This is a genomic window from Variovorax multivorans, from assembly GCF_051216835.1.
GTDB lineage: Bacteria > Pseudomonadota > Gammaproteobacteria > Burkholderiales > Burkholderiaceae_C > Variovorax.
The window spans coordinates 85484-109799 of the sequence record NZ_JBPJZL010000004.1; the positions used below are offsets into that span (position 1 = coordinate 85484).

At 68.2% G+C, this 24316-nt stretch carries 21 protein-coding genes; 9 read left to right on the forward strand and 12 right to left on the reverse strand.

All coding sequences use genetic code 11. The features are described from left to right. Positions 1-5 precede the first annotated feature (5 nt). The 4 genes from cobN (at position 6) to ACSFCA_RS10690 (ending at position 5903) form a co-directional block, all read left to right on the forward strand. Complete coding sequence (gene cobN, locus ACSFCA_RS10675; protein WP_435459491.1) at positions 6-3824, forward strand: cobaltochelatase subunit CobN; 3819 nt, start codon at positions 6-8, stop codon at positions 3822-3824. Then, a complete protein-coding gene (locus ACSFCA_RS10680) occupies positions 3821-4885 on the forward strand; it encodes a magnesium chelatase ATPase subunit I (RefSeq protein ID WP_435459492.1) in 1065 nt (354 codons plus the stop codon). Before cobN ends, ACSFCA_RS10680 begins: the two co-directional genes overlap by 4 nt. 119 nt (positions 4886-5004) lie before the next feature. After that, positions 5005-5523, forward strand: a complete 519-nt coding sequence (locus ACSFCA_RS10685; protein WP_435459493.1) for a vWA domain-containing protein — start codon at positions 5005-5007, stop codon at positions 5521-5523. 44 nt (positions 5524-5567) lie between these two features. Next, positions 5568-5903 carry a DUF1090 family protein gene (locus ACSFCA_RS10690; RefSeq protein ID WP_435459494.1) on the forward strand — a complete coding sequence of 112 codons (336 nt, stop codon included), beginning with the start codon at positions 5568-5570 and terminating at the stop codon, positions 5901-5903. A gap of 17 nt (positions 5904-5920) precedes the next feature. Here the strand turns inward: ACSFCA_RS10690 and ACSFCA_RS10695 are convergent, their stop codons facing one another. The 7 genes from ACSFCA_RS10695 to ACSFCA_RS10725 form a co-directional block, all read right to left on the reverse strand. Further along, the gene (locus tag ACSFCA_RS10695; protein ID WP_258349956.1) at positions 5921-6403 is read right to left on the reverse strand and encodes an SET domain-containing protein; all 483 of its coding nucleotides are present in this window, start codon (positions 6401-6403) and stop codon (positions 5921-5923) included. Between the two features lie 44 nt (positions 6404-6447). After that, positions 6448-7377 carry an ABC transporter substrate-binding protein gene (locus ACSFCA_RS10700; RefSeq protein ID WP_435459495.1) on the reverse strand — a complete coding sequence of 310 codons (930 nt, stop codon included), beginning with the start codon at positions 7375-7377 and terminating at the stop codon, positions 6448-6450. 21 nt (positions 7378-7398) lie between these two features. After that, positions 7399-8250 (reverse strand): PA4780 family RIO1-like protein kinase, encoded by an 852-nt coding sequence (locus ACSFCA_RS10705; protein WP_435459496.1) that lies wholly within the window; start codon positions 8248-8250, stop codon positions 7399-7401. Further along, entirely contained in the window at positions 8247-9323 is a 1077-nt protein-coding gene (locus ACSFCA_RS10710) for a GNAT family N-acetyltransferase (protein ID WP_435459497.1), read from the reverse strand. Before ACSFCA_RS10710 ends, ACSFCA_RS10705 begins: the two co-directional genes overlap by 4 nt. A 310-nt stretch (positions 9324-9633) precedes the next feature. Further along, a complete protein-coding gene (locus ACSFCA_RS10715; protein ID WP_435459498.1) occupies positions 9634-11571 on the reverse strand; it encodes a reverse transcriptase family protein in 1938 nt (645 codons plus the stop codon). Between the two features lie 285 nt (positions 11572-11856). After that, positions 11857-13542, reverse strand: coding sequence for an SWIM zinc finger family protein (locus ACSFCA_RS10720; RefSeq protein ID WP_435459499.1), 1686 nt, complete (start codon positions 13540-13542; stop codon positions 11857-11859). Next, positions 13539-16718, reverse strand: a complete 3180-nt coding sequence (locus tag ACSFCA_RS10725; RefSeq protein ID WP_435459500.1) for a hypothetical protein — start codon at positions 16716-16718, stop codon at positions 13539-13541. The genes ACSFCA_RS10720 and ACSFCA_RS10725 overlap by 4 nt, the downstream gene beginning before the upstream one ends. A gap of 127 nt (positions 16719-16845) precedes the next feature. Here ACSFCA_RS10725 and ACSFCA_RS10730 point away from each other — a divergent pair, with 127 nt between their 5' ends. Continuing rightward, positions 16846-17937 (forward strand): ATP-dependent DNA ligase, encoded by a 1092-nt coding sequence (locus ACSFCA_RS10730; RefSeq protein WP_435459501.1) that lies wholly within the window; start codon positions 16846-16848, stop codon positions 17935-17937. A gap of 5 nt (positions 17938-17942) precedes the next feature. On the opposite strand, the gene pdxR is transcribed toward ACSFCA_RS10730, so the two are convergent. Further along, entirely contained in the window at positions 17943-19361 is a 1419-nt protein-coding gene (gene pdxR / locus ACSFCA_RS10735; protein WP_435459502.1) for a MocR-like pyridoxine biosynthesis transcription factor PdxR, read from the reverse strand. Positions 19362-19453: 92 nt separating this feature from the next. On the opposite strand from pdxR, the gene ACSFCA_RS10740 reads away from it, so the two are divergent. Together ACSFCA_RS10740 and ACSFCA_RS10745 are read left to right on the forward strand one after the other, a co-directional pair. Beyond that, positions 19454-20197 carry an NAD-dependent epimerase/dehydratase family protein gene (locus ACSFCA_RS10740; RefSeq protein ID WP_435459503.1) on the forward strand — a complete coding sequence of 248 codons (744 nt, stop codon included), beginning with the start codon at positions 19454-19456 and terminating at the stop codon, positions 20195-20197. Beyond that, complete coding sequence (locus ACSFCA_RS10745) at positions 20194-20724, forward strand: cupin domain-containing protein (RefSeq protein WP_435459504.1); 531 nt, start codon at positions 20194-20196, stop codon at positions 20722-20724. The genes ACSFCA_RS10740 and ACSFCA_RS10745 overlap by 4 nt, the downstream gene beginning before the upstream one ends. A gap of 1 nt (position 20725) precedes the next feature. Here the strand turns inward: ACSFCA_RS10745 and ACSFCA_RS10750 are convergent, their stop codons facing one another. Beyond that, positions 20726-21082, reverse strand: coding sequence for a DUF2845 domain-containing protein (locus ACSFCA_RS10750; RefSeq protein ID WP_435459505.1), 357 nt, complete (start codon positions 21080-21082; stop codon positions 20726-20728). A 65-nt stretch (positions 21083-21147) separates the two neighbouring features. Beyond that, on the reverse strand, positions 21148-21996 hold the full coding sequence (locus ACSFCA_RS10755) for a hypothetical protein (protein ID WP_435459506.1): 849 nt from the start codon (positions 21994-21996) through the stop codon (positions 21148-21150). 158 nt (positions 21997-22154) lie between these two features. On the opposite strand from ACSFCA_RS10755, the gene ACSFCA_RS10760 reads away from it, so the two are divergent. Together ACSFCA_RS10760 and ACSFCA_RS10765 are read left to right on the forward strand one after the other, a co-directional pair. Then, on the forward strand, positions 22155-22628 hold the full coding sequence (locus ACSFCA_RS10760) for a cupredoxin domain-containing protein (RefSeq protein ID WP_435459507.1): 474 nt from the start codon (positions 22155-22157) through the stop codon (positions 22626-22628). A 224-nt stretch (positions 22629-22852) separates the two neighbouring features. Beyond that, positions 22853-23233, forward strand: a complete 381-nt coding sequence (locus ACSFCA_RS10765; protein WP_258349943.1) for a helicase SNF2 — start codon at positions 22853-22855, stop codon at positions 23231-23233. An 89-nt stretch (positions 23234-23322) separates the two neighbouring features. On the opposite strand, the gene ACSFCA_RS10770 is transcribed toward ACSFCA_RS10765, so the two are convergent. Next, the gene (locus tag ACSFCA_RS10770; protein ID WP_093052527.1) at positions 23323-23712 is read right to left on the reverse strand and encodes a DUF427 domain-containing protein; all 390 of its coding nucleotides are present in this window, start codon (positions 23710-23712) and stop codon (positions 23323-23325) included. 242 nt (positions 23713-23954) lie between these two features. Beyond that, positions 23955-24272 carry a DMT family transporter gene (locus tag ACSFCA_RS10775; RefSeq protein ID WP_258349942.1) on the reverse strand — a complete coding sequence of 106 codons (318 nt, stop codon included), beginning with the start codon at positions 24270-24272 and terminating at the stop codon, positions 23955-23957. Positions 24273-24316: the final 44 nt, after the last annotated feature.

Here is a 24316-nt window from a genome sequence, read left to right on the forward strand (position 1 = left end):
AACGCATGCACCTGCTGAGCACCCAGCCCGGTCGCTTCGTCGAAGACGACAGCGTCGTTACCCGTCTCGACCAGACGCCGGGCGACATCGTGGTGCTCAGCTCGGCCGACACCACGCTCGCGCTGCTCGCGGCGGCGCGCACGGCGCTGGCGGCCACAGACCCCGGCTACCCGTCGTTGCGGCTGGCCAACCTGATGCACCTGCGCCAGCCGGCCTCGCTCGACCTGTACATCGACGAGGTGCTGCAGCATGCGCGCGTGGTGGTGGTCGATCACCTGGGCGCGGAATCGGCCTGGGCCTACGGCCTGCAGCAGCTCGAGAAGCTCGCGAAGCGCAAGGGCCAGCAGCTCGCCATGTTCTCCGGCGACCTGCAGGAAGATGAAGACCTGCTCGCGCGCAGCACGGCGCCGCGTGCGGTGAGCCGTCGGCTCTGGCAGTACATGCGCAGCGGCGGGGCGGGCAATGCGATGCAGTTTTTGCGCGCGGTGGCTTTCCACGGGCTGGGCCATGGCGAGGCGCCGCTGCCGCCGCGCAGCCTGCCGCAGGTTGCGTTGCATGTGCCGCGCGGTATTGACGCGGCGCACACCGTGGCCGGCATCGATGACCTGCGTGCCGGGTGGCATGCGGGCGCGCCGGTGGTGGCGCTGGTGTTCTATCGCTCGCATCTGCTCTCGGGCAACACGGTGGCGTTCGATGCGCTCGCCGCCGCATTGAGCGCGCAGGGGCTGAACCCGCTGCCGGTCGCGCTCGATTCGCTCAAAGACCCGCTGTGCCTGTCCACGTTGCGAGAGCTGTGCACCGAGCACGACGTGCAGCTCGTGCTCAACACCACGGCCTTCGCGGCACTGGGGCAGGGCGCGCAGAACGAAGCGGGAGAAGGCATCGCGCTGGCTGGCGACGCACCGGTGTTGCAGGTGATCGTGAGCGGCGGCAACCGCGAGGACTGGCTGGCCGACAGCCAGGGCCTGCGCCCGCGCGACATCGCCATGCAGATCGCGCTGCCCGAGATGGACGGCCGCATCATCACGCGCGCCGTGAGCTTCAAGGGCCTGGCGCATCGCTGCGAACTCACGCAGACCGAGGTGGTGAACTACCAGCCCGAGCCTGACCGCATCGCCTTCGTGGCCGAGCTGGCGCGCCGCTGGTGCCGGCTGCGCAGCCTGCGCGCCGGCGACAAGCGCATCGCGCTGATCCTTGCGAACTACCCCGGCAGTGAAGGGCGCATCGGCAGCGGTGTGGGGCTGGACACACCGGCCTCGGTGATGGCGATCCTGCGCGCGATGGCCGCCGAGGGCTATGTGCTGGGCGAGCCTGACGCGATGCCCGTCGACGGTGATGCGCTGATGCGCAAGCTGCAGGAAGGCATTGCGAACGATCCCGCGCAATGGGCGGCGCGGCCGGCGTGGCAGAGCTATGGTTTGGCCGAGTACCGCGCATGCCTGGCGAAGCTGCCCGACGGCATGGCGGCAGCCATCGATGCGCGCTGGGGCCCGCCCGAACAAGACCCGATGGTGCGAAACAGCCGCTTCATGATCGCCGGCCTGCGGCTGGGCCGCGTGTTCGTCGGCATCCAGCCTGCGCGTGCACTGGGCACGCTGGGTGCGGCCGACTACGCGAGCTATCACGACGCGGAGCTGGTGCCGCCGCACAGCTATCTCGCTTTCTATTTCTGGCTGCGCGAGGCCTTTGCCATCGACGCGGTGGTGCATGTCGGCAAGCACGGCAACCTCGAATGGCTGCCGGGCAAGAGCATCGCGCTGTCGCAGACTTGCTGGCCCGACGCCATCCTCGGGCCGCTGCCCAACGTGTACCCCTTCATCGTCAACGATCCGGGCGAGGGCGCGCAGGCCAAGCGGCGCACGCAGGCGGTCATCGTCGACCACCTGATGCCGCCACTCACGCGCGCCGAGAACCATGGGCCGATGCAGGACCTGGAGCGGCAGGTCGACGAGTACTACGACGCGCTGCTGGTCGACGCGCGCCGCGCCAAGGTGCTGCGCGCGCAGATCCTCGCGGCGGTGCGCGCGCAGCATCTGGTCGAGGAGCTGGGCATGCCGGGCGCGGAAGACGATGCGGTGCTCGCGCGCGTGGATGCCTACCTGTGCGAGCTGAAGGAAACGCAGATCCGCGACGGGCTGCATGTGTTCGGCGCCTCGCCCAGCGAGCGGCTGCGGCGCGACACGCTGCTGGCGCTGGCGCGCTATCCGGCCGCCGACGGCGCGGGTGCGAATGCCGGCCTGCTCGGCGCGCTGTCGCAAGACCTGCTGCCGCGTGATGCCTTCGACCCGCTCGACATCGACGCGGCCCGGCCATGGCAGGGCGCGCGCCCCACGCTGCTGCAATCGGTGAGCACTGAAGCGTGGCGGCATCAGGGCGACACGCGCGAGCGGCTGGAACTGCTGGCGCAGCGCCTGCTGGAAGAAGGCGCATGCCCACCCGAACTGCCGAAGACCGCCGCTGTGATGGGCCGCATCGCGCAAAGCCTGGCGCCCGCACTCGATGCCTGCGGCGCGCAAGAGTTGCTGCAACTCTCCCGCGCCCTGCAAGGCCGCTTCGTGCCGCCGGGCCCGAGCGGTTCTCCTTCGCGCGGCCGGCCCGACGTGCTGCCTACCGGCCGCAACTTCTACGCGGTCGATACGCGCGCCATCCCAACACCCACCGCGTGGATGCTCGGCCTCAAGTCGGCCGCGCAGTTGGTCGAGCGGCACATGCAGGAGCACGGCGACTATCCGGTGGCCATGGGCCTGTCGGTTTGGGGCACGGCCACCATGCGTACCGGCGGCGACGATCTGGCGCAGGCCTTCGCGCTCATCGGCGTGCGGCCCAAGTGGGCGCCGGGCAGCCAGCGCGTGGTCGATTTCGAGGTGCTGCCCACGGTCGGCCTCGGCCGTCCGCGCATCGACGTGACGCTGCGCATCTCGGGCTTCTTCCGCGACGCCTTTCCCAACGCCGTGCAGATGTTCGATGCGGCCGTGCAGGCTGTCGCTGCGCAGGAAGACGAAGACGCCGAGCGCAACCCGATTCGCGCGCGCATCCTCCGCGAGGCGGCCGCGCTGGAAGCGCAGGGCGCTTCGCCGGAGGACGCGCGCACGCAGGCCGGCTGGCGAGTGTTCGGCTCAGCGCCCGGCAGCTACGGCTCTGGCCTGCAGCCCTTGTTCGACCACGGCGACTGGCAGACCGACGACGACCTGTCGAAGGCTTACGTCGGCGGCAGCGCTCACGCCTACGGCCAGGGCAGCGACGGCGTGCCCGCCACCGATGCGTTGGTGCGCCGCCTGCGCGCCATGAACGTCGTCATGCAGAACCAGGACAGCCGCGAGCACGACCTGCTCGACTCCAACGACTACTACCAGTTCCAGGGCGGCATGGTCGCTGCCGTGCGCCACCTGAGCGGCCGGCAGCCCGCCATGTACCACGGCGACCACGGCAACCCGCAGGCGCCGCGTGTGCGCACGCTGAAGGAAGAAATCAGCCGCGTCATCCGCTCGCGCGTGGTCAACCCCAAATGGATCGACGGCGTGAAGCGCCACGGCTACAAGGGCGCCTTCGAGATGGCCGCGACGGTCGATTACCTCTTCGGTTTCGACGCCACAGCGCGCGTGGTCGGCGACCACCAGTACGCGATGGTGGCCGACGCCTACGTGCTCGACGAAGCCACGCGTGACTTCGTGAGTGAACACAATCCGCGCGCGCTGCACGACATGCTCAGCCGTTTGCTCGAAGCCATGCAGCGCGGCCTGTGGCAGTCGCCCGGCGACTACAAGAACCAATTGGAAAACCTGTTGCTCGACCACGAGCAGCAGATGGAAGGAAGCCTGCGATGACCACTGCCGCCCCGATGCCGGTGCCTTTTCCCTTTGCCGCGATAGCGGGCCAGCCGCATCTGCGCCAGGCGCTGCTGCTGGCCGCTGTCGATCCGGGCCTGGGCGGTGTGCTGATCGAAGGGCCGCGCGGCACGGCCAAGACCACGGCCGCGCGTGCGCTGGCCGAGCTGCTGCCGGGTGCTCCCTTCGTCACGCTGCCGCTGGGTGCGAGCCTCGAAAGCCTCGTCGGCACGCTGGACCTCGGGCAGGCGCTCGCCGGCCACGAGCTCAAGTTCGCGCCCGGCCTGCTGGCGCGCGCGCATGGTGGCGTGCTGTACGTGGACGAAATCAACCTGCTGCCCGACGCGCTGATTGACTCGCTGCTCGATGCAGCGGCCAGCGGCGTCAACGTGGTGGAGCGCGACGGCATCTCGCACCGGCACGCGGCGCGCTTCGTGCTGGTCGGCACCATGAACCCGGAAGAGGGCACGCTGCGCCCGCAACTGCTCGACCGCTTCGGCCTGTGCGTGCAGCTGCGCAACATCGGGGACGCGGCGGAGCGGCAGGCCATCGTGCGTGCGCGACTGGCCTTCGATGCCGACCCGCAGGGCTTTCGTGCGAAGCATGCACAGGAAGAAGCCGAACTGGCTGCCGCGCTGGTTCGTGCGCGGGCGCTCATGGCCGATGCATTGGCGCTGCCGTACGGCGATGCGGTGCACGAGGCGGTTGGTGCGCTGTGCATCGAGGCCGGCGTCGATGGGTTGCGCGCCGATCTCGTGATGCTGCGTTCGGCCCGGGCACTTGCTGCCTGGGAGGGCGCAGCCGCCATCACCACCGACCACGTGCAGCGCGTGGCCGAGGCCGTGCTGCTGCATCGGCGCAAGCCTGAGGCCGAGGCTGCAGCGCCGGCCCCCCCACCCCGAGCCGCAAAGCTCGACGGGAGCAGCAACGGCAAAGATGAAGCAAACAGCGCAGGCGACGAAGACTGGGGCGCCATGCCGCCAGAACCCGTCGGCATCGAACGCGTGAAGCCGCTGCGCCCGCTGATCGACCGCACGCAGGCCGCCCCAAAAAAAGCCTGAGCCTCCGGGACGCCGCACCCGCTGGCGCACGCCAGGGTGACCGGAGGCAGGGTTCGCAAAGGGACGCATGGCAGGGCTGCTCGCCGCGGGGCGCGGCCTTCGACTGGCCGCGCACCTTTGTGGCACGCGGCGCCGACGGGCTGCGCGTCGAACACCTGCGCCATCGCCCGCAAGAAGCGCGCAGCGGTGCGTTGCACTGCTTTCTGCTCGACTGCTCGGCCTCGATGCGCAATGACGGCAACCTCGCTAGTGCGAAGGGTCTGCTGCTCGCGCTGATGCAGGAGGCCTACGAACGCCGCGACCACGTCGCGCTGCTGTGCTTTGCTGGCGAGGTGGTCGAGCTGCGCCTGCCGCCACGCCGCGCCAGCGCCTGGAACGACGACTGGGTCGCGCCGATTGCCGCCGGTGGCGGCACGCCGCTCGCGCTGGGCGTGCAGCGTGCCGGCCAGTTGCTCGCGAAGAGCGAGACGCGGCAGCGCTGGCTGTGGCTGCTGACCGACGGACGCAGCAGCGAAAGCCCCGCGCGGCCTGAGGCCGCCGATGTCGCATGCGTGGTCGATTTCGAGGCGGCGCGAGTGCCGCTGCATCGCGCCAAGCAGCTCGCCGCGCAGTGGGATGCGCGCTACCTCACCGTGTAGGGCTGATTGGCGGTTTTTGCACCGCCGTTGCGTTACCGTGCGGCATGAGCGTCAAAACCTGCTTCCTGGCCCTTGCGTTGAGCGTGACGCTGCCTGCTTTCGCACAACCTGCGGTGCCGCCGGATGGCGCGACTTGCCAGGCGGAGGAGGCATTGCTCGAGCGCGACATCGATCTCGCGCGTTCCCGAGGCCAGATGTTGCGCCGGCGAGAGCTCGCCGAAGCATTGAGCGCGCTGCAGTTGCGTTGCAGCAAGACCGCGCCGCCAGCCGAGAGCCGCGCAGCCCGCATCGACAAGCTGGAGCAGGAAGCCCGGGCGCTTCGCCTGGAACTCGATCGCACCGAGGAGCAACTGCGCAAGCTGAAGAGCGAGTCGCCCTGACGTCGATGCCGGGCCGCTTACGGGGCGGGCGCTTCGGTTTCTTCAGGCGCCAGCATCGTCCCCCGACAGCCCGGCGAGCCGCAATGGCAGGGGTACTTCGACGGCGGCGAGCCGTCGTCCGCCGTCAGCGAGTAGTCGATGAACAACTCGTCGCCCGCGTCCACCGCCACCAGCGTCTGGAACTTGAGCACCAGTTCGCCGCCCTCGTCGTATTCCTCCACCGCTTCGCAGTTCGGCTCGCACGAGTGGTTCAGGTGGCGCGTGGCGTTGCCGCCCTTGGAGCCGTCGATGGTCTCGTGGTTCGTCAGCGTGAACAGGTAGGTGAGCTGGTCGTCCCAGACCTTGGTGGCGATTTCGGCCTTGGTGTAGCGGCGGCCTTCGTACAGGCCGAGGAAGGCTTCGGCCGGCAGGTCGCGCGTGGCAAAGGCGCCGAGGCCGTGCACGCCGCTGGGGCCGACCCGGACGAAAGGCGTGGAGGAGGTTTGCTTGCGATGCTTCATTGGGGCAGGGAACGGTGGGTGTGTTTGCTGTCGATGTCTGTCATTCAGGGCTTCGGCTCGCCCAGCGAGGCCAGGCAGCCCACGATGGCATCGGCCGCCTCGTCCAGCCGCGGGCCGGGGCGCATCATCAGGTCGAAGCGCGCCGAAGCAAAGCTGCAGACGCGCCCGCGCTGGATGGCCGACATGGCCGACCAGCCGGGCCGCGAGGCCATGGCCGAGATTTCACCGAGGGCTGACACCATCAATACGTCCGGGTTGGCGCGCACGACGAATTCGGGGCTCATCTTTGGAAACGGGCCGAGTGCGCCTGGCACGGCGTTGCCGAGCCCGAGGCGGGCCAGCGTCTCGCCGATGAAGGAGCTTTCGCTGGCCGCGGCCATGCCTCCGTGTACCTCGAAATACACGCGCCGGCCTTGCCAGCCGGCCGGCACGCGGGCCTTTGCCGCGTCCAGGCCCGCATCGAGCTTGCGCCAGAAGGCCTCGCCCGCGCCGGGCCTGCCTGTGGCGCGGGCCACGGTTTCCATCACGCGGCGCATGTCGGCATGGGTCTTGGCGTCGAGCGCGAGTACCTTGATGCCCAGGCGCTCCAGCGGCTCGGCGGCGCGGCTGCGCGGACGCAGCAGCACCAGGTCGGGCTTGAGCGCGACGATGCGCTCGATGTTCGCGTCGTCGATGCCGCCCACCTGCGGCAGCCCTTTGACCGACGCCGGCCAGTTGGCGTGGCGGTCGATGCCCACCAGCCGGTCACAGGCGTCGAGCGCGCAGACGGTTTCGGTCAGCGAGGGCATCAGCGACACGATGCGTTTGGCCGGCGCCTGCAGTTCGAGCGTGGTGCCACGATCGTCCTCGAGGCGGATGCCGGCTGCGTGCGCGTGCATCGCCGCCGGGCCGAGGCCCAGGGCCACGAAGGCCGCGGCCTTTGCGATCTGTCGTGCGGTGGTGGAAGGGGGCGGGCGCGGGGCGAAAGAGTTCATCGGGCGGGCATCGTGAGCCCGCTATTGTCGCGGCGTCTGCATGCGCAGGCGCCGTGCCGCTTCTTCCTCGCGTGCATCGTCCACCTCGCGCAGCACGTTGCGCAGGTCGACCGGGCCGGTCTCGTGCACGAACGCGCCCGTCAGCTCCGTCTCGGGGCGCAGCAGGCCGCGCTCGTAGAGGTGCCAGATCTCGTCGCCGTAGTGCGTGCGCAGCAGCGCGGGCGCGAACTGGCCGAAGAAGTCGCGCAGGTTCCCGACGTCACGCAGCAGCATGCGCCGCGCGTGGTTGTTGCCCGCGGCGTCCACCGCCTGCGGCAGGTCGATGATCACGGGGCCGTCTTCGGCCAGCAGCACGTTGAACTCCGAGAGGTCGCCGTGCACGATGCCGGCGCACAGCATGCGCATCACTTCCTTCAGCAGGCTGGCGTGGTGGCGTATTGCGTCTTCGGGCGAGAAGGCCACGTCGTTCAGGCGCGGGGCGGCGTCGCCGTTGGCGTCGGTCACGAGGTCCATCAGCAGCACGCCTTCGAGAAAGTTGTGCGGCGTGGGCACGCGCACGCCCGCGGCGGCCAGGCGGTAGAGCGCATCGACTTCGGCGCTCTGCCAGATGGCCTCGGTCACCTGTCGGCCGAAGCGCGTGCCCTTGGCCACGGCGCGCGCCTCGCGGGTGTTCTTGACGCGGCGGTTCTCGGTGTAGTCGACGGCCTGGCGGAAGCTGCGCTTGTCGGCCTCCTTGTAGACCTTGGCGCAGCGCGTCTCGTCGCCGCAGCGCACGACGTAGACCATGGCTTCCTTGCCGCTCATGAGCTGGCGCACCACGGTGTCGATCAGGCCTTCGTCGATCAATGCCTGCAGTCGCTGGGGTGCTTTCATGAACGTGTCTCCTGGAGGAAGGTTCTCAGGCTTTCCGTGCCGATCTGGTAGAGCCCATCATGCCTGTGCGCGGCATAGCCGAGCCGATGGTTGATGGAGAGCATGGGCTCGTTGACCTCGGCGTTGTGGGTAAAAGCCATCGCGACCTCGGGATGGCGCTCGCGCACGAGCTGCAGCATGGTGGCCTTCACGCCCTTGGCCAGGCCCTTGCCGCGCCACCGGCGCGCCACGGCCGTGAGCCGCTGGTGCATGCGGTCGGGAAAGCGCTGGTTCCAGGCGGCGTCGCACACCGCGACCACTTCGTCGCCGTCGAGCAGCAGCACGAGAAAGTGGTCGCCGCCGCGGCGGTCCATGTCGGCGTACCAGGGAGGGAAGTCTTCCAGGTCGTAGCGCATCGGCGGCCGTTCGAGGTTCGTGGTGGGTGCGTCGTTCAGCAGCACGGACAGCGGCGCCATCAGCGTCGCGAGCCGCTCGAAGGGCACGCGGCCCGCGTGCACCTCGGCGCGCAGGCCGTGGGCGGGTGCGAAGCCTTCGGCACGCCAGCGCGCGAGTGCCTGCCAGTCGAGGCTGGCGAAGGCCATGCGGTTCTCGACGGTGCGATGCTTCTCGACAGCGCCGATGGCCTGCAGGAAGGCGTGGCCCTCGGGCAGGTGCGCCTTGATGGTCGCGACGGACTTGCCGTGCGCCTCCATCAGCGCCAGCAAGGTGCGAAGCAGCGCTTTCGCCACGCCGCGGCGCCGGTGCGGACGCAGCACGCCGCCCCAGGCTTCGAGGAACGGCGCAAACGCCTCGTACTCCGGCGTGCCTTCGCGGCGAAAACTCGCGCTCAGGCTGCCGATGAATTCGCCTTGCTCGCCGACGGCCAGCACGCGATGAAAGACGTACAGGGGATTGGGCCGATGCACGTTGTACCGGGTGTCGGCATCGGGAGCGATGGGGTCGCCGGGAAAGTCTTCTTCGGCGCGCAGGCGCCAGTACGCGAGGAAGTTGCCCCAGTCGGCTTCGCTCGCGCGCTGGGGATCGAAAACAGTGGTCACGGTATGCCGCGCAGGTGCGGCACGGGTTTCAAGCATGGTCGTTGGCCTTGATTCGACAAATGAACGGGGCGCCGCCGGCACATGCGTGCCGGTGGCGGCGTTTGAATCGGGGCGGCTTGGGGGCGTCGCGACGGCCGGGAGGCCGTGCGGGGCAGACTGGCTACGCGCTAGACGCGTGAACGATCAGCTGTTCAGATGAGGCCCGACAAACCGCACGTGCATGGGGGCATGAATTACAGCGTCTTCCATCGCGCACCTCCGCTTTCTGTGTGGTTGTCGAAGGAGCGAATGTAGCGGGCTTGCCGCGCGCTGTGAAGTGCCGTGTGGTTTTGACGCATGCAGCGCGTCAGTTCTTCATGCCGTGCACGATCGACGCCAGCAGCGAAGATACGAAGACGGCCGCGATAAAGCGCAGCCAGCCGGGCTTGCGCTGCACGAAGTTGCTGATCGCCACGCCGCCCGTCAGCAGCCAGATCAACGGGCTGGTGCCCGCGAGGAAGACGCTGACAACGTAGAGGGCCTGCAGCATCACGCTGAAGATCCAGCCGAGTTGGGAGGCGAGGCTTGGCACCTGCGCGGCGGCTTGCCCGGGTGGCGGTGCCGAGGTGGTCGTGCGTGCCGTTGCAGGCGCTGCGGGCTTGGCCGGTTGTGGCCGTGCCGCTTCGCGCTGCGCTTTTTTCTCTTCAGCCAGTTGCTCGGCGGTTTTCTCCAGCACCGGTGCAGGTGCTTCTGTCGGTTGCCACCACGCGGGCCAGGGCGCCTTGCCTGCGGCGGATTGCTTGCGGAATTCGCCTGCAGGGAGCTTGCGTTGGGAGGCCTGCGGGGCCACAAGTGTCGCAGCTGCACCGCTTCGTTGGTGCTTGGCAGCCAGCGCACGTACGCGCTGCAGGTACGGCTCGCCACGCGCCGGGTCGGTCATCGTGATGAAGTTCGCGTAGCCGCGCAGCGCGCCGATCACGTCGCTGTTGCCGTTCCATTGCAGGCCCTGTGGCCCATGCCGTTCCGCCTGGTGCAGCACGGCGCGAAAACGCCGCAGGGTGTCGCGGTCGATCGAGAGCTTGTTGTTCACCACGATGCCCGTCACATGCTGCTGCTGGTGCTTGCGCATGACTTGCTGCTTGTCGGGGTGCACCGTGAGGCCTTCGCTGGCCACGATCTGCTTCACGCGCCACAGCAGCTTGCCGGTGTCGCGGCTGTGCTCCGGGTCGGCCGAGAACGTCAGGTCGTCCGCATAGCGTGTGTAGCGAAAGCCCAGCTTGGCAGCGCTCGCGGCCAGCCGCGCGTCGAGGCGGCGGCACAGCAGGTTGGTCAGCATCGGGCTGGTGGGGGCGCCCTGCGGCAGCACGCGTTCGCCGCGCGCGACGAAGTAGCGCCGGCCGTCAAGCTGTACTTCGTCGGTCGGTGCCTCGGTGCACACCAGCGCCAGCAGGCTCGCCACCTGCGACGAATAACCGAGCTGGCGGAACACGCCGCGCACGCGGCGCATGCCGATGGAGGGAAAGAAGTCTTTCAGGTCGAGGTTGATCACCACGTCCTGGCCCACGTGCGGCGCGGCATTGGTGAGGATCGATCGGCCCGGCAGAAAGCCGTGCACGGCCTCGTGCACCGGCATCTTCGCGAGGATGTTGTCGAGCACCCAGTACTGCGCGCGCTTCATGCGCGGCATGGGCGCGGAGATGTGGCGCTCGCCGCCGCTCTTCTTTGCAATGGTGAAACGCTGGTAGTGGCTCACGCTTGCCACGTCGCGGTGCCATGCGAGAAAGCGCAGTTCGCCGAGGCCGATGCCCATAGCCTGCGCCAGGTCGCCTGCGTGGTCCAGCGCAGGCAGGGCGTTGCGGGCCAGTGCCTGGCTGTCGCTGTGTGCCTCGTTGAGGCCGCCCGACACACCATTGCCCACGTAGAGCAGCTCGCGCTGGCGCCGCTCGTGCCATGCCACGGCGCGCGCATGGCGGCCTTGTGCGAGGCGCTGGCGGGTTTCCTCGCGGCGTTCGCGGGCCTTGGCCATGCGTTCTTGGCGCATCGTCTTCAGGGCCCTGTCGCGGTCTTCGATGCCGCGCAGTTCGTCGCCGAGCTTGGAGAGGGCTGTCTGCAATTCGCTTTCGCGGCGGATCAGTTGCGCTTCGACCGTCGGCTGCGCCGCGTCCTGCGGCCAGAAGCCGAGGCGCTGCATTTCTTCGAGGACGACTTCCTGCTTGGAGCCCTTGCGGATGCGCTCGTACAGCTCCTCGCGCGTGAGTGCCGAGTCGGGAATGGAAGAAGAGGAGGCGGGAGACTGCATGGTCATGGCGCTGCGCCACTGGCCGATGCACTGCTGATGATGAATCAGAAAAATTGCGAACGAAGCGGGAATCTCGTCGAAGAGCCTCGGGACTGGAGGGCTCCACTCGACGCCGTATGGCCATGGTGACGCCGATGAGCTTCGAGGAAGCCGCACTGTTATCGCGTCACCATGGCCATACGGCACAGTGAAGAGACGTCCAGTGACGCTTGGGAAGTGCTGTGTGCGAGGACGGCGATACGCCGTCCGGATTGCAAGAGCCTTCCCGCTCCGTTCGCAAAAAGCAGTGTATCAGCCGATGTGTGCGGTGGTCCTTTCCTGATCGGTCGATGTTGCTGCCGGATTGGCCGACAGGCGCAGCGCGAGCATGTGCTCGCACGGGCCCTTGGTCATGCGGTGGCGGATGAAGTGGGAGCACTGGCAGTCGCCCGAGGCCACGCGCTGATCGGCGTCGAGCTGCAGGCTCATGAGGTATTCGCGCTGCCCCGAAGCGCCCTTGCACTTGCCGCTCAGCGTGAGGCCGCCGTCGGGGCGAGCAAGCGTCTTCACGTTGGCGATGCGGCGTGCCTGCACCAGTTCGGCCGCGGCTTCTTCCTCGGGGCTGGCGTAGCGCAGCTTGTCCATGGGCAGCGGCTCGCGGCTCAGCTCGCGCAGCCGCCACACGCCGTGCGCAAGGTCGTACACCACGCGCCCGGCCTGCACATAGCCGCCGAGGGCTGCATCGACCGTGAGGGTCGACAGGCCCGTGGCCGTCGCCAGCTCGGCCGTGGTGGCGCGCCAGCGTTCGCCCAGCGCCGCGAACACGCGCAGCTGGCTGTCCTGGTCGACCGTGTGGCGCGGCTGCAGCAGCTCGAAGTGGCCGTTGCGCGACCAGTCGTTGGCAGTCCAGCCCGAGAGGCCGAGCGTGAATTCCATATCGGGCAACTGCGCTACCCAGAAGCTCGGCATGCCCGTGCCCAGCAGGTGCACGGTGAAGCCCTGCGCCACCGGTACGAGGCGTTCGAGCTGCAGCAGACGCCGCCGGCCCCACACGCGGATGTCGATGTCGGAGGTGGCGCTGTGCGTGGAGCGCGGGCACACCAGCTCGTGGCCCCAGGGCTCGAAAAGGATGCGCACCGGCTGCCCCGGCCGCAGGATGAAGCGCAGCGAGCGCGGGCCCACGCGCTCCTTGCGTCGGCGCAGCACCAGGCAGATGTTGTGCACGTCCATCGGGTGCAGCTGCAGCCGCTGCGCGGGCAGCAGCATCGCGCTGCTCACCTGCAGGAAGCCGCGCACCCAGCTGTCGGGCACGTCGATCTTCGGCTCGTGGAAGGCCGGGTCGTCGTCGCTCTGCACCTGGAAGCCGCCGGGATCGATGGCCAGGCGCGTGGTCTTGTAGTCGCGGATCTTCTGGAACTCGTCGTACAGCGATTCGGAGTAGTCGACGTTGGTGGTGCCGAAGGCGTGGTCGCTCACGCGGTCGAAGATGTCGTGGCTGCACGAGAACATGCCGTAGCTCGACTCGTCCTGGCTGAAGCACTCGAAGAACACGCGGTCGGGGTGCACGGTGATCACCGGATCGAGCACGAACCAGGCTTCGCGGTTGACCTTGTAGATGTGGTCGAAGTAGCGTTGCTGCGCGCTCATGAAGGGCTGCAGCACGGCCCGCTTGCTCTTGCGCAGCTCGGCCAGCTCGTTGCTGATGGGCGCCATCTGCGCTTTCAGCTGGTCGCTGCGCGCCATGAACTGCGCGAGCAATTCGTTCTCCTGCCCGGCCAGCCATTCGAGGTACGCGCTCTTGTCGCGCGGCTTGAATCGCAGGTCGCCCACCACCACGTCGTGCAGCGCCGACATACCTTCGCGAAACGGCAGGTGGCGGTTGATGTCGGCGACGAAGTGCACCGGTGCGCGCAGCGTGTCGGGCGCGAACTGCAGCGCCGTGCTGTTGGCCGTGTGCTGCGCGCCCGAGTGGCCGAAGTAGCGGTACTGGAATCTCATGCGGCGGGCCCTCCGGTGGGGGCAGCAGGTGGTGCACGGCGTGGCGCGACGCTGCGCACCGATGCGGTCTGCAAGGGGTTGTCCAGCCCGGGGAAGGCGGCCTGGATGCTGCGCAGGCCGGCCACGTACTGGGCGCGTTCGGTGATGGCGCCGGTGACAGCCTGCCGTGCGAACACGCGCGCGACGATGCGTGCGATGTCTTCCGAATGCACCGCCTGCGCGGCCAGGAACTGCATGACGCGCGCCTTGGCCAGCCGGCCCCGGTTGGCCTGCGAGAGCACGCTCAGGAAGTAGGGCTCCAGCCGCGCGAGCACGTCGGGCTTCTGGCTTGCGGCCGAGGCCAGCCAGTTGGTGACGAAGAGCTGCATGCCAGGCGATGGATGCTGGCTCAGCTGCAGCATGTAGGTGGTGACGTCGGTCACGTCGAAATGCGTGGTGAGCAGTTCGCGGCCCAGGCGCTGGGCGCCTGCGTCCTTGTGGTCGCACAGGCGTACCAGCAGCGCCGGCGTCCACTGGCTCGCGCCGCTTTGCGCACCGAACCACTGGCGGGCCCAGTCGCGTGCGTCGTCCCAGCGGCTGTCGAATATACGCAGTGCATCGCCGAGCTGTGCCAGCGTGCGTTCCGGGTTCGCGGCCAGCTGGTCCATGGCCCAGCGGCGTGCGGCAACGGTGTCGACGAGGCCGAGGCTGGCGGTCTGCAGCACATCGAAGCCTTGCGGGTCTTGCTGCGGCAGCAGCCATGCGCCCAGGCGCTGTGCGCCCTTGCTGCGTGCTTCGAGCAAGCGCAGCGTGACGGCGGGCTCACCACGGCGCGTGTGCTCGGCCAGCGGGCCGCATAGCCATTGCAGCAGCGCATCGAACACGCCTTCGGCGGCTTCGGCACGGAATAACTCGTCGCGCAGCAGCGGCATCAGTGCGGCGCCGAAGTCCGGGTGCGCGGGCAGCAGCTGTGCGAGTCGGGGCGCGACGGCCGCGCGCACGGCCGGCATCGGGCTGCTGCAGAAGGCGGCGAAAAGCTCCGGCTGGGTGATGAGCGTGGTGTCGGGCAGGGCCGTGAACAGCCGCACGCCGGCGCCGCGCAGGCGCTCGTCGTCGGACTGCAGCAGGCGTGTGAGCACGCCCACAGGCAGGCCCTGGACCGACGCCGGGTGCAGCAGCAGCCATTCGGCGGCGGTGCGCACTACGTCGGGGCTCGCATGGTCGAAGAGCGCGAGCAGTTCGGGCAAGGGCGCCTTGGCGGCCGCGGTGCGCAACAGGCCCTGCAGGGCCCACTGCAGGTTCTCGCAGATGGCGTCAAGCTCGGGTTGCCCGGCGTCGCATCCTGACAGCCATGCGAGCAGGCTGCCGCACAGGGCATCGAGCGTCGACGGGTTCGGGGCGGCGGCCTGCAGAAGCAGGCGCGACGAGCGGCGCACTTCGGCGTCGGCCGAGGTCAGCAGCATCAGCAGAAGGTCGACCTGCTGGCTGTAGAGGCCTGGGTCTTGCGTGATGTATTCGAGCGCAAGGGCTCGGGCCTCGGCCAGCGGTGAACTCAGCAGCGCTGGAAGCCAGGGCCGGGCCGGCGCACCCGCCGCGATGCGCTGGCGCGCGATGGCGAGGGCGAAGCGTGCGGTGTCGTCCCAGCTGCTGCCCAGCAGGCGCCAGACGGCGGGCGCCTCGAGCGCTTCGCAGAAGGGCTTGTTGTCCTGCAGCGCGCGCGCTGCAAAGGCATGCACTGCGCCGCAGCGGCCCTGCTGCATCAGCTGCAGCAGCGCCCTCGGATGGCGGTCCCAGCGCTCGGGCCAGGCTTCGGTGCGGTTGAGGCGCTGCGCGGGCAGCGGCGTGTTGCGGCGCCAGCGCAGGCCGCCGCGCTGGGCTTCCCAGTCGGCGTCGTGGCGATGCAGCAGCTGCATCAGCACCAGCCAGCGGCTGTAGGGGCCGGTGTGCCAGCTGCGGGGCTCCGGGGTCCAGCGCGTTTCGCGTTGCTGGCCGGCGGTGTCCGCTTCGGCATCGTCGGCCGCGAGCAGCACACCCATGGCCAGCTGCAGCCAACTTGCCTCGTCGGCCGTGCCGGCCAGCGCCAGCCGGCGCAGGCTGCGCCAGGTGCGGCGGCGCAGGTAGTCGCGCGTGCGCTGGCTGTAGGCGAGGCGACTGTCGGGGCGCACGATTTCCTTCGCGATCTCGACGTAGCGGCCGTTGACCTGCGCCCATCGGCCACCGGTGCGGAAGGCCGCACGCTGCGTTTCGAGGCGCTGATGCAGCACGCCGAGCAGGGCGTAGTCGCCCGCGAACTCCGCGCCCTTGTACAGCCGGCGCCATGCGCGGAAGCTGCCGGCGGCAAGCTGCAGCGTCGGTGCGATTTCCATCAGGGCTGTGCGCGCGAGCCCGTCGGTAGCCGGGCTTTCGAGCAGCGCGAGATCGAACAGCTGCTCGACCCAGGCCGCGTACTTCAGACCGTTCCAGAGCGCGGGGTCGGCCAGGTGCTGCCGAAGCAGCGTCATGGCTTGTTCAACGGGCAGCTCGCTCATGGTGGCCCAGGCGCGGCGCAGCGGGGCGGGCCAGTCGTCCACGATGCGCGCCGTTTCGGCCGCGCGTTGTTCGGCAGGCCAAAGGTTCAGCGCGGCCCAGCGCGCAGCGCGGGTGACCACGGGCGTGCGGCCGCGCCGGGATAGTTCACGCATCGCCTCGAACGCGCCGCCGTCGCCGCAGCGGCCGATGGCCCAGGCGATGCAGTAGTCGAGCAGCGGCTCACCGGTTTCGATGTGATCGATGAGCTGCGGCACGGCCGCGGCCAGCCGGCGCTCGCCGATGCGCCACACTACGCGGTTGCGGCGCACGGGGGCCAGCAGGCGCCATGCATCGGGGCGGACGCTGGCCAGCAGCACGGCGTCGCCGGGGTGTGCGAGCACGACGGTTGCCGTGGTGACGACAGCCTCGACAGCCGCCCCTTCGATCGCATAGCCCTGCGCGATCTGCGCCGCCACGGCGCGCTCGAAGGCGGCGTTGGCGGCCTCCAGCGGCAGCGGCGACGGCGTGTAGACCGTCTCCTTCCACTGCAGCCCGTCGCGGCTGGTGCTCACATGCACCACGTGGCCCGGCGCTTCCGGCAGGGCGAACAGTTCCACTGTGCTGAAGCCTGCGGCGCCTGTCGCGCCCGGCTTCGTGCGGATCAATTTCTCGGAGCGAATGCGCTTCACGCGGAGGCCTCCCTGCCTTCGGTTGGGTGCTTGTGCTTTTTGTTTCGCTGCGCATCTTAGCGGCCATGCGTGCCAATTTGCGCGTGTGTAGCATCGCGGCCTGAGATTCACCCCAGACATCTTTCCCATGCCGAATGCAGAACAGACCCCTCAGTCGAGCTTTCTCTACTTCACGGGCCAGGGCTCGGACAAGGTCTACCAGGTGCACCTGCGCCCCAAGGACGATGGCTGGGTGGTCGACTACGGCAACGGCCGGCGCGGCGGCACGCTCTCCACCGGCACCAAGACCAGCAGCCCGGTCGCCTACGAGGCGGCGCTGAAGATTTACGACAAGGTCGTGAAGGAAAAGACGTCGAAAGGCTACACGTCCGACCAGTCCGGCGCGCTCTACACCTCGACCGATCTGGCCGGCCGCATGAGCGGCGAGCTGCCGCAACTGCCCACGCTGATCCTCGAAGAGCAGGCCGCGCGCTACTTCGACGATCCGGGCTGGGGCCTGCAGGAAAAGGCCGATGGCGAGAACCGCATCCTGCTGATCGAGGGCGAGGCGGTGCGCGGCACCAACCGGCGCGGACTGTTCGTCGACATTCCGCAGGCCTGGATCGGCGTTGCTGATGCGCCGGCGGGGCGCACCGTGGTTGCCGGTGAGCACGTGGGTGATGCCTTCATGGCCTTCGACCTGCTGGAACTCGGCGGGCAGGACCTGCGCGGCGCACCGTTCATCGAGCGCTTCGGACATCTGTGCAAGATTGCTGAGCTCGTTTCGTGGATGAGCGTGCTCGAACTCGAACTCACCGCCGAGGGCAAGCGCCGCCGTGCCGCCGAACTGCTGGCCGCGCATGGCGAAGGCTATGTGCTCAAGGCGCTCGACGCGCCGTTCTCCGCGGGTCGCAGCAACACCAGTCTGAAGTTCAAGTTCAACCAGAGCGCGACCTGCGAGGTGATCCGCGTCAACGCCCAGCGCTCGGTGGCCGTGGGGCTGCGCGACGAGGCTGGTGCGATGGTCGACCTGGGCAACGTGACTGTGCCGCCCAACGAGGCGCTGCCGGCAGTGGGCGCGCTGGTCGAGGTGCGTTACCTCTACCGCTATGCGGGCGGCAAGTTCGAGCAGCCCGTCTACAAGGGGCAGCGGCCGGACATGACGCCTGCAGACGCAGTGCTGTCGCAGGTCACGCGCATCAAGGACCGCAGCGCGGTCCTCGACGACGAAGCTGCCTGAGCCATTCAACCCAAAGAACCGAACGCCGCGCGCAGCTTCGCCGCGAGCCGGTTCGCTTCAGCGGCGGTGGCGATGTTGGTGAAGCCCATCAGCAGGCCCTGCTCGCAGGGCCCCGCGACACCGCGTGCCGACAGCGGCTGGCAGTTCAGCCCCGCCTGTTGCGCGCGGCGGGCCAGCGTCACATCGCTTTCGCGGCGCCCGTCGAAACGCGCGATCAGGTGCATGCCGCCGCTGCGCAGGTCGATGCGCACCGTGTCGCCGAAGGCCTTCAGCAAGCCGGCCACGAGCATCGCGCGCCGTCGCGCATAGAGCAGGCGCATCTTCTTCAGGTGGCGCGGGAAGTGCCCCTCGCGCATGAAATCCGCCACCACGGCCTGCGTGATCTGCGGGCTGCCGTTCGACCACGTGCGCGCGGCCTCCTCGAAGCGCGTGCGCAGCGATTCGGGCACCACCACGTAGCCCAGCGCCAGCCCGGGGTAGAGCACCTTCGAGAAGCTGCCCGCGTACAGCACGCGGTCGTGGCCGTCGAGGCTCTTGAGCGCCGGCAGCGGCGCTCCGGCATAGCGGTACTCGCCGTCGTAATCGTCCTCGACGATCCATGCGTTCGCCTGCGAAGCCCATTCGAGCAACTGCAGCCGGCGCGCGAGCGTCATCGATACGCCCAGCGGCGCCTGGTGCGAGGGCGTGACGATTGCCATGCGCGCCTTCGGTGCCTTGCGCTGGCCACGGGCGACGACGAGGCCATCTTCGTCCACCGGCACGGGCACCGTGCGCTGGCCTGCGGCGCGCAGCACTTCCTGCGTCGGCGGAAAGCCCGGGTCCTCGATCCACACGCGGTCATCCTTCTTCAGCAGCGTGCGTGCGACAAGCGCGAGCGATGCGCGGTAGCCGCCCGTCACCAGCACCTGCGAGGCATGGCACGACACGCCGCGCGACACCAGCAGATAGGCCGCAATGGCCTCGCGCAACGGTGCGTAGCCGCAAGGGTCGCCGTAGAACATGTCGGCAGTGTTCGTAGCCCGCGCACGGCGGGCCGTAAGGCGCGACCACAGCTTGCGCGGGAATACGTCGAGCGCCGGAATGCCCAACTGCATGGGTAGCGGTTCGCCCGGCTGCTTGAGTGCATCGCCGGACGCCCGCGCATCCGTGCGCCGGGGCTCCCGCCGTGCTGTCCGATGCAGCGGCAGCGTCGGCGAGACCACGGTGCCCGCCTGCCCGCGCGAAGAAAAATAGCCTTCGCCCATCAGCTGGTTGTAGGCCGTCTCGACGGTGCCGCGCGCCACGCCGAGCTCACCGGCCAGGCTGCGCGCCGATGCCACTCGGTCGCCGGGGCGCAGCGTGCCTTGCTCGATGGCGCTTCGGTAGCGCTCGTAGATCTGGCGGAACAGCGGCGTTTCTTTCGCGCGGTCGAGCTTCGGTGTCATGGCCTGGTCATTTTCAAGATTCTTGGCTCTTTTCGATGGGACATCGTAAATCGATGATCGACCTTCCGAACAGCCTGGAAGGAAGACGCGCAATGAGCGAGAAGGTATTTTTGGCGGGTGCCACCGGAGCGGTCGGCGCTGCGCTGGTTCCGTTGCTTATCGAAGCGGGCTACTCCGTGCATGGCAGCACGCGGCACGCCGACCGCGCGGGCGCGCTGGAGGCGCAGGGCGTGCATCCGGTCGTCGTCGACGTGTTCGATGCGACAGCGCTGCAGGCCGCGCTGGTGCGCATCGCGCCTTGGGGAGTGATCCATCAGCTAACCGATCTGCCGAAAGACCTGGACCCGAGCCGCATGGCCGCGGCTGCGGTGCTCAATGCACGCGTGCGCACCGAGGGCACGCGCAACCTCGTGGCTGCAGCAGAGGCCGCGGGCGCGAAGCGGCTGGTGGCGCAGAGCATCGCCTGGGCCTATGCACCGGAGCCCAAGCCATTCACGGAAGAGCAGCCGCTCGACACGGAGGCTGAAGGCGTCCGCCGCATCAGCGTCGACGGCGTGATAGCTCTGGAGAAATGCGTGATGGCCGCGCAGGGCATGACCGCCACCGTGCTGCGCTATGGGCAGCTCTACGGGCCGAACACTTCGACCGAGACACCTAAAGGCCCGAGCCCGTTGCACGTCGAGGCCGCGGCGCGGGCTGCCTTGCTGGCGCTTCAGCGTTCGCCGGGCGGCATCTTCAACATCGCCGAGGACGGTGCCGAGGTCAGCAGCGAGAAGGCGAAGCGCACGCTGGGCTGGCGCGCCGATGCGCGGATGTCTCAAGGAGCCATGCCATGAACACGATGCCTCTCTTCCTGCGCCACCGCGCGGGCGCCGGGCTTGCGGTGCTCACTGTCGCCGCCGTGGGCTGGGCATTGCTGCCGCACGCGAGCAGGCAATCGACCGTGCAGTTCATCGATGACATCTGCAGCACCGTGAGCCGCCCGATGTTCGCATCGGCGCCGGCCCCCGAAGGCTCAGCCGCCGCGGCACGGCCGCAGACCTCGACCAAGGTGATCTCCTGCGAGGCGCTGCCCAACGTGCCCGGCAAGTCGGTCACCACCGTCCTCGTCGACTTTCCGCCAATGGCCTATTCGCCGGCCCACAGGCATCCGGGTTCGGTGACCGCCATCATTCTCGAAGGCACGGTGCGCTCGCAGTTGGCCGGTGGTCCGGTGGGCGACTACAAGCTGGGGGAGACCTTCTTCGAACCGCCGCGCACGCTGCATCTGTTCGCGGAGAACCCCGATCCGGTGAAGCCCGCCAAGCTGGTGGCGGTGTTCGTGGCGGAAGAGAACTGCGGGCCGCTGCTGCTGCCACCCTGAGCTACCGCACCCGGTCTCCGTCGCGCACCGACTCCACCGCGCCGTTGTAGAAGCGAACGATGCCCAGGAAGCTGCCCTGGCCGCGGTGGTAGACCCAGTCTTCCATCGGCACGCACTGCTGCGTTATCACTTGCTGCGCCGGGCCACCGGGGTAGGGCGAAAGCACCCACGCCACCTGCGGGCGGGGCACGCAGACGAACTCCTTGGACAGTGGCTCGCCGCACTTCTGCACCACCAAGAACTTGGAGTCGCCGACGCCGGAGAGCGAGCCGTTGCAGCTCAGCGATTGGGCAGATGCGGTGCCGGTGTGCATGACGGCGGCAAGTGGGAAGAGTGCGATCGCGGCGAGTGTGCGCATGGTGTCGATGGGCTTCTTGAGCAGTCTGGGACTGCGGCTGGCCCCGATAGTTTTTCTTGCCGTCATCACGACCGCGGGCCGCGCAGCTTGGCGACGCCGAAGCCCAGCGCGAGGGCCGCGCAGAGAAAAGCCAGCAACGCGAGCCAGACCGACCGCGTGAACGCATAGGTGCCCAGCGTGGCACCCGCGGCGAGCGCCACGGCCAGCCATTCGAGCACCGGGTCGATCCAGCTTCTGGGCTTGCTGCTGCTGCTGCGTTGCACGGCTTGCGGTTTTCGCGGCTTCTGCTGCCGCGGGTTGGGGAAGAGGGTTCTCAGCTCCGGCGTAGGCCATGCGTCGTCCGGCGACGCTCCGATGCCCGCCAGTTGCCAGACAGCGTCCGCATCGTGGCGCGAGAGATCCGCCATGAGGCCATCGAGCGCCTTCTTGTCGTTCAAGCGGTCGATGCAGGCCAGCTCGGCGCGCAGCCACGGCTCTGCATCGCCGGCATCAGGCAGCCCTTGGGTGCGCAGCAGGATGTGACTCTCGAAGCTGCGTGCGGTCCAGTCCTCGAAGCCTTCGTAGAGAGGGCGGTAGCGCTCGCCGATGGCCGCGATCACGGCTTCGCGCCGCGTTGCGAGCCGTGTCAACGCGGTGGCCTTGTCGATGACGAGGTACGGGTAGGCGGTGTCGGCGCCGAACTCTTCCAGGCATTCCTCGCGCTCGATGGCGCTGTCTTCATCGTCGATGTCGTATGCGTCGATGAAGCGCGCGTGGCGGATGTCGTTTTCGCTGAAGAGCTCCCGCCAGAACAGCGGAAAGAAGGCGTTGGCCTCGAGCTCTCCGCCGTGGCCGAAGAAGCCGCGCCATTCGTTGCGGCTGCCTTCGGGCATGCGGGGGAGGGTCGAGCTGGACAGGTAGACGGGGTGGGACATCTTCTTCGCTCCGGGCAAGGGGCGGGAGCCATCTTACGAGCGCGGGCGCAGATTGCTTTCTTGTAATCCGCGCGTCAGGCGATCGCCGGATGGGCTTTCCAGAATCCAGCGCGTGCAGTTCTCATCACTCGCCATTCATCACCCAAGGAACACCATTCATGAAGCGCGCATTCCTCACCGCCACCGCTTTCGCCACGTTGCTCGCCGCATCTGTCACAGGCGCAGCCGCATCGGGCGCGCACGACAACGCCATCGGCCAGCCCGGCATGGCTGCCAAGGCGACTCGCACGGTCCAGGTCGACATGACCGACGGCATGCGCTTCACGCCAGCCGACATCAGCGTCAAGCAGGGCGAGACCGTGCGCTTCGTGGTCAAGAACTCCGGCAAGCTGAAGCATGAGCTGGTGCTCGGCACCCAACAGGACCTGAAGGCGCACTACGCCTCCATGATGAAGAACCCGGAGATGGAGCACGCCGAGCCGAACATGGTGACGCTCGCACCGGGCAAGACCGGCGAGGTCGTCTGGCAGTTCACCAAGGCGGGCAAGGTCGACTTCGGGTGCCTGCAGGCGGGGCACTACGACGCCGGGATGAAGGGCGTGGTGAACGTGGCCAGTGCCGCGGGCAAATAGGCCGGGGCGCGGTGCGATTGTTTCCATCACATGAACGCCGCGGTTCCTTTTGCTGCGGGTTTTTACCTACTCATCGGCTCACAATTCATCTCACAGACCAGCCCACAAGCGAATCTGGATGAACAGGCCCCGAGCGAGGTGGCCGCCCCCGAAGGGACGGTGACCCACCCAAGACCGGTTCGAAATCATCCCGTATGCAAAGAACTGAATTGAAGGAAATCCAAATGACCGCCTCGAAGCTCCTCTCCGCCATCTCCCTCGCACTGCTGGCTGCTGCCGGTGCCGCTCATGCCGAAAGCTATGACGGCGTGCATCAACTGACCTCGGCCACCAGCCGCGCCGACGTTGCCAGCCAGGCTGTGGTAGCCGCACGCAGCGGCAACCCCTACGCCGACGGCGCCAACTCGGGCCCCGTGCAACTGATCGCCTCGACGACCAGCCGCGCTGCAGTCCGCGCTGAAGCGGTGGCTGCCGCTCACAGCGAGAACCCGTATGCCGAAGGCGTGACCTCGCGTGTCGCTCCGGTGCTGGCAAGCGGTGTTGATCGCTCCACCGTGCGTGCCGCAGCCCGCGCTGCTGCTCGTGGTGACGCTCTGCCGCTGTAATCGACAACAGCAACGCGCATAAACAAAAGCCGGGCCCTGCGAAAGCGGGGCCCGGCTTTTTGTTTGTTTGTTCAGGGGGAGGGGGCGAGCTAGTAGACGCGCTCTTCGATCGGCCCCACGCGGTCCGGATAGAACGCCACGTAGTCCTTGATCTGCGAGACATGCTCGTAGGGCGACTCGTAGGTCCACACCGCATTCACCGAGCGCTCGCCGCCGGCCGGAATGCTGTAGTAGTTGCACTCGCCCTTGTACGGGCAGTAGGTTGCATGAGACGTGCGCTCGAGCAGCGACATCTTCACGTCCTTGCGGGGTATGTAGTGCACGGTTCCGAAGTGCGCCTCGCGCAGCGTCAACGCTTCGCGCGTATCGGCGACGACGCAGCCATCGACCGACACCACCACGCGAAGCGGGTTGGGTGCAATGGTGATCGGATGGTCGGGGCCGGGGGTCTTGATGGTGCGTTCTGCGGTAGCGAACATGAGAAAGCTCCTTCGGGCAATCGGGGTGACGCAGGAATCGGCGGATGCGCATCTTGCCGCGATGCCGTGGCGATTTGAAGTAGCAAGAAAATCGGCCCATTCGCGACATGGTTAAAGACCGCGAATTCATTTGAACGGCTCTGGGAGCCTTTTAGATGGTGATTCAGCATGCAAGGAATACTGAAGTTCCATATCTTCGATGCGCAGGTTGCGTGTGGTCACGAATGTGTGTGCTTCGCGCATCAGCTTTCGATGAATCGAAGGCCCACGGTACCGCCGATTACCAGCGCGATGCATGCCATCCGCGGTGCAGAAAGCGCCTCCCCGAAGAACAAAACGCCCGTCAGCACCACGCCCACCGAGCCGATGCCGGTCCAGATCGCGTAGGCCGGACCCAGCGGCAGGTAGCGCAGCGCCCTGGTCAGCAGGTAGATGCTGAGCAGTGCGGTCGATACGCCTGCAACCGACGGCACGAGCCGTGTCCAGTCCTCTGATTGCTTGAGTGCGGCGGCCATGGCGATCTCGACGAGACCGGCAGCCAACAGAAATATCCAACCCATGAAAAAACTCCTTCGATGCTGTTGCGGGTAGAGCCGAACCGGAT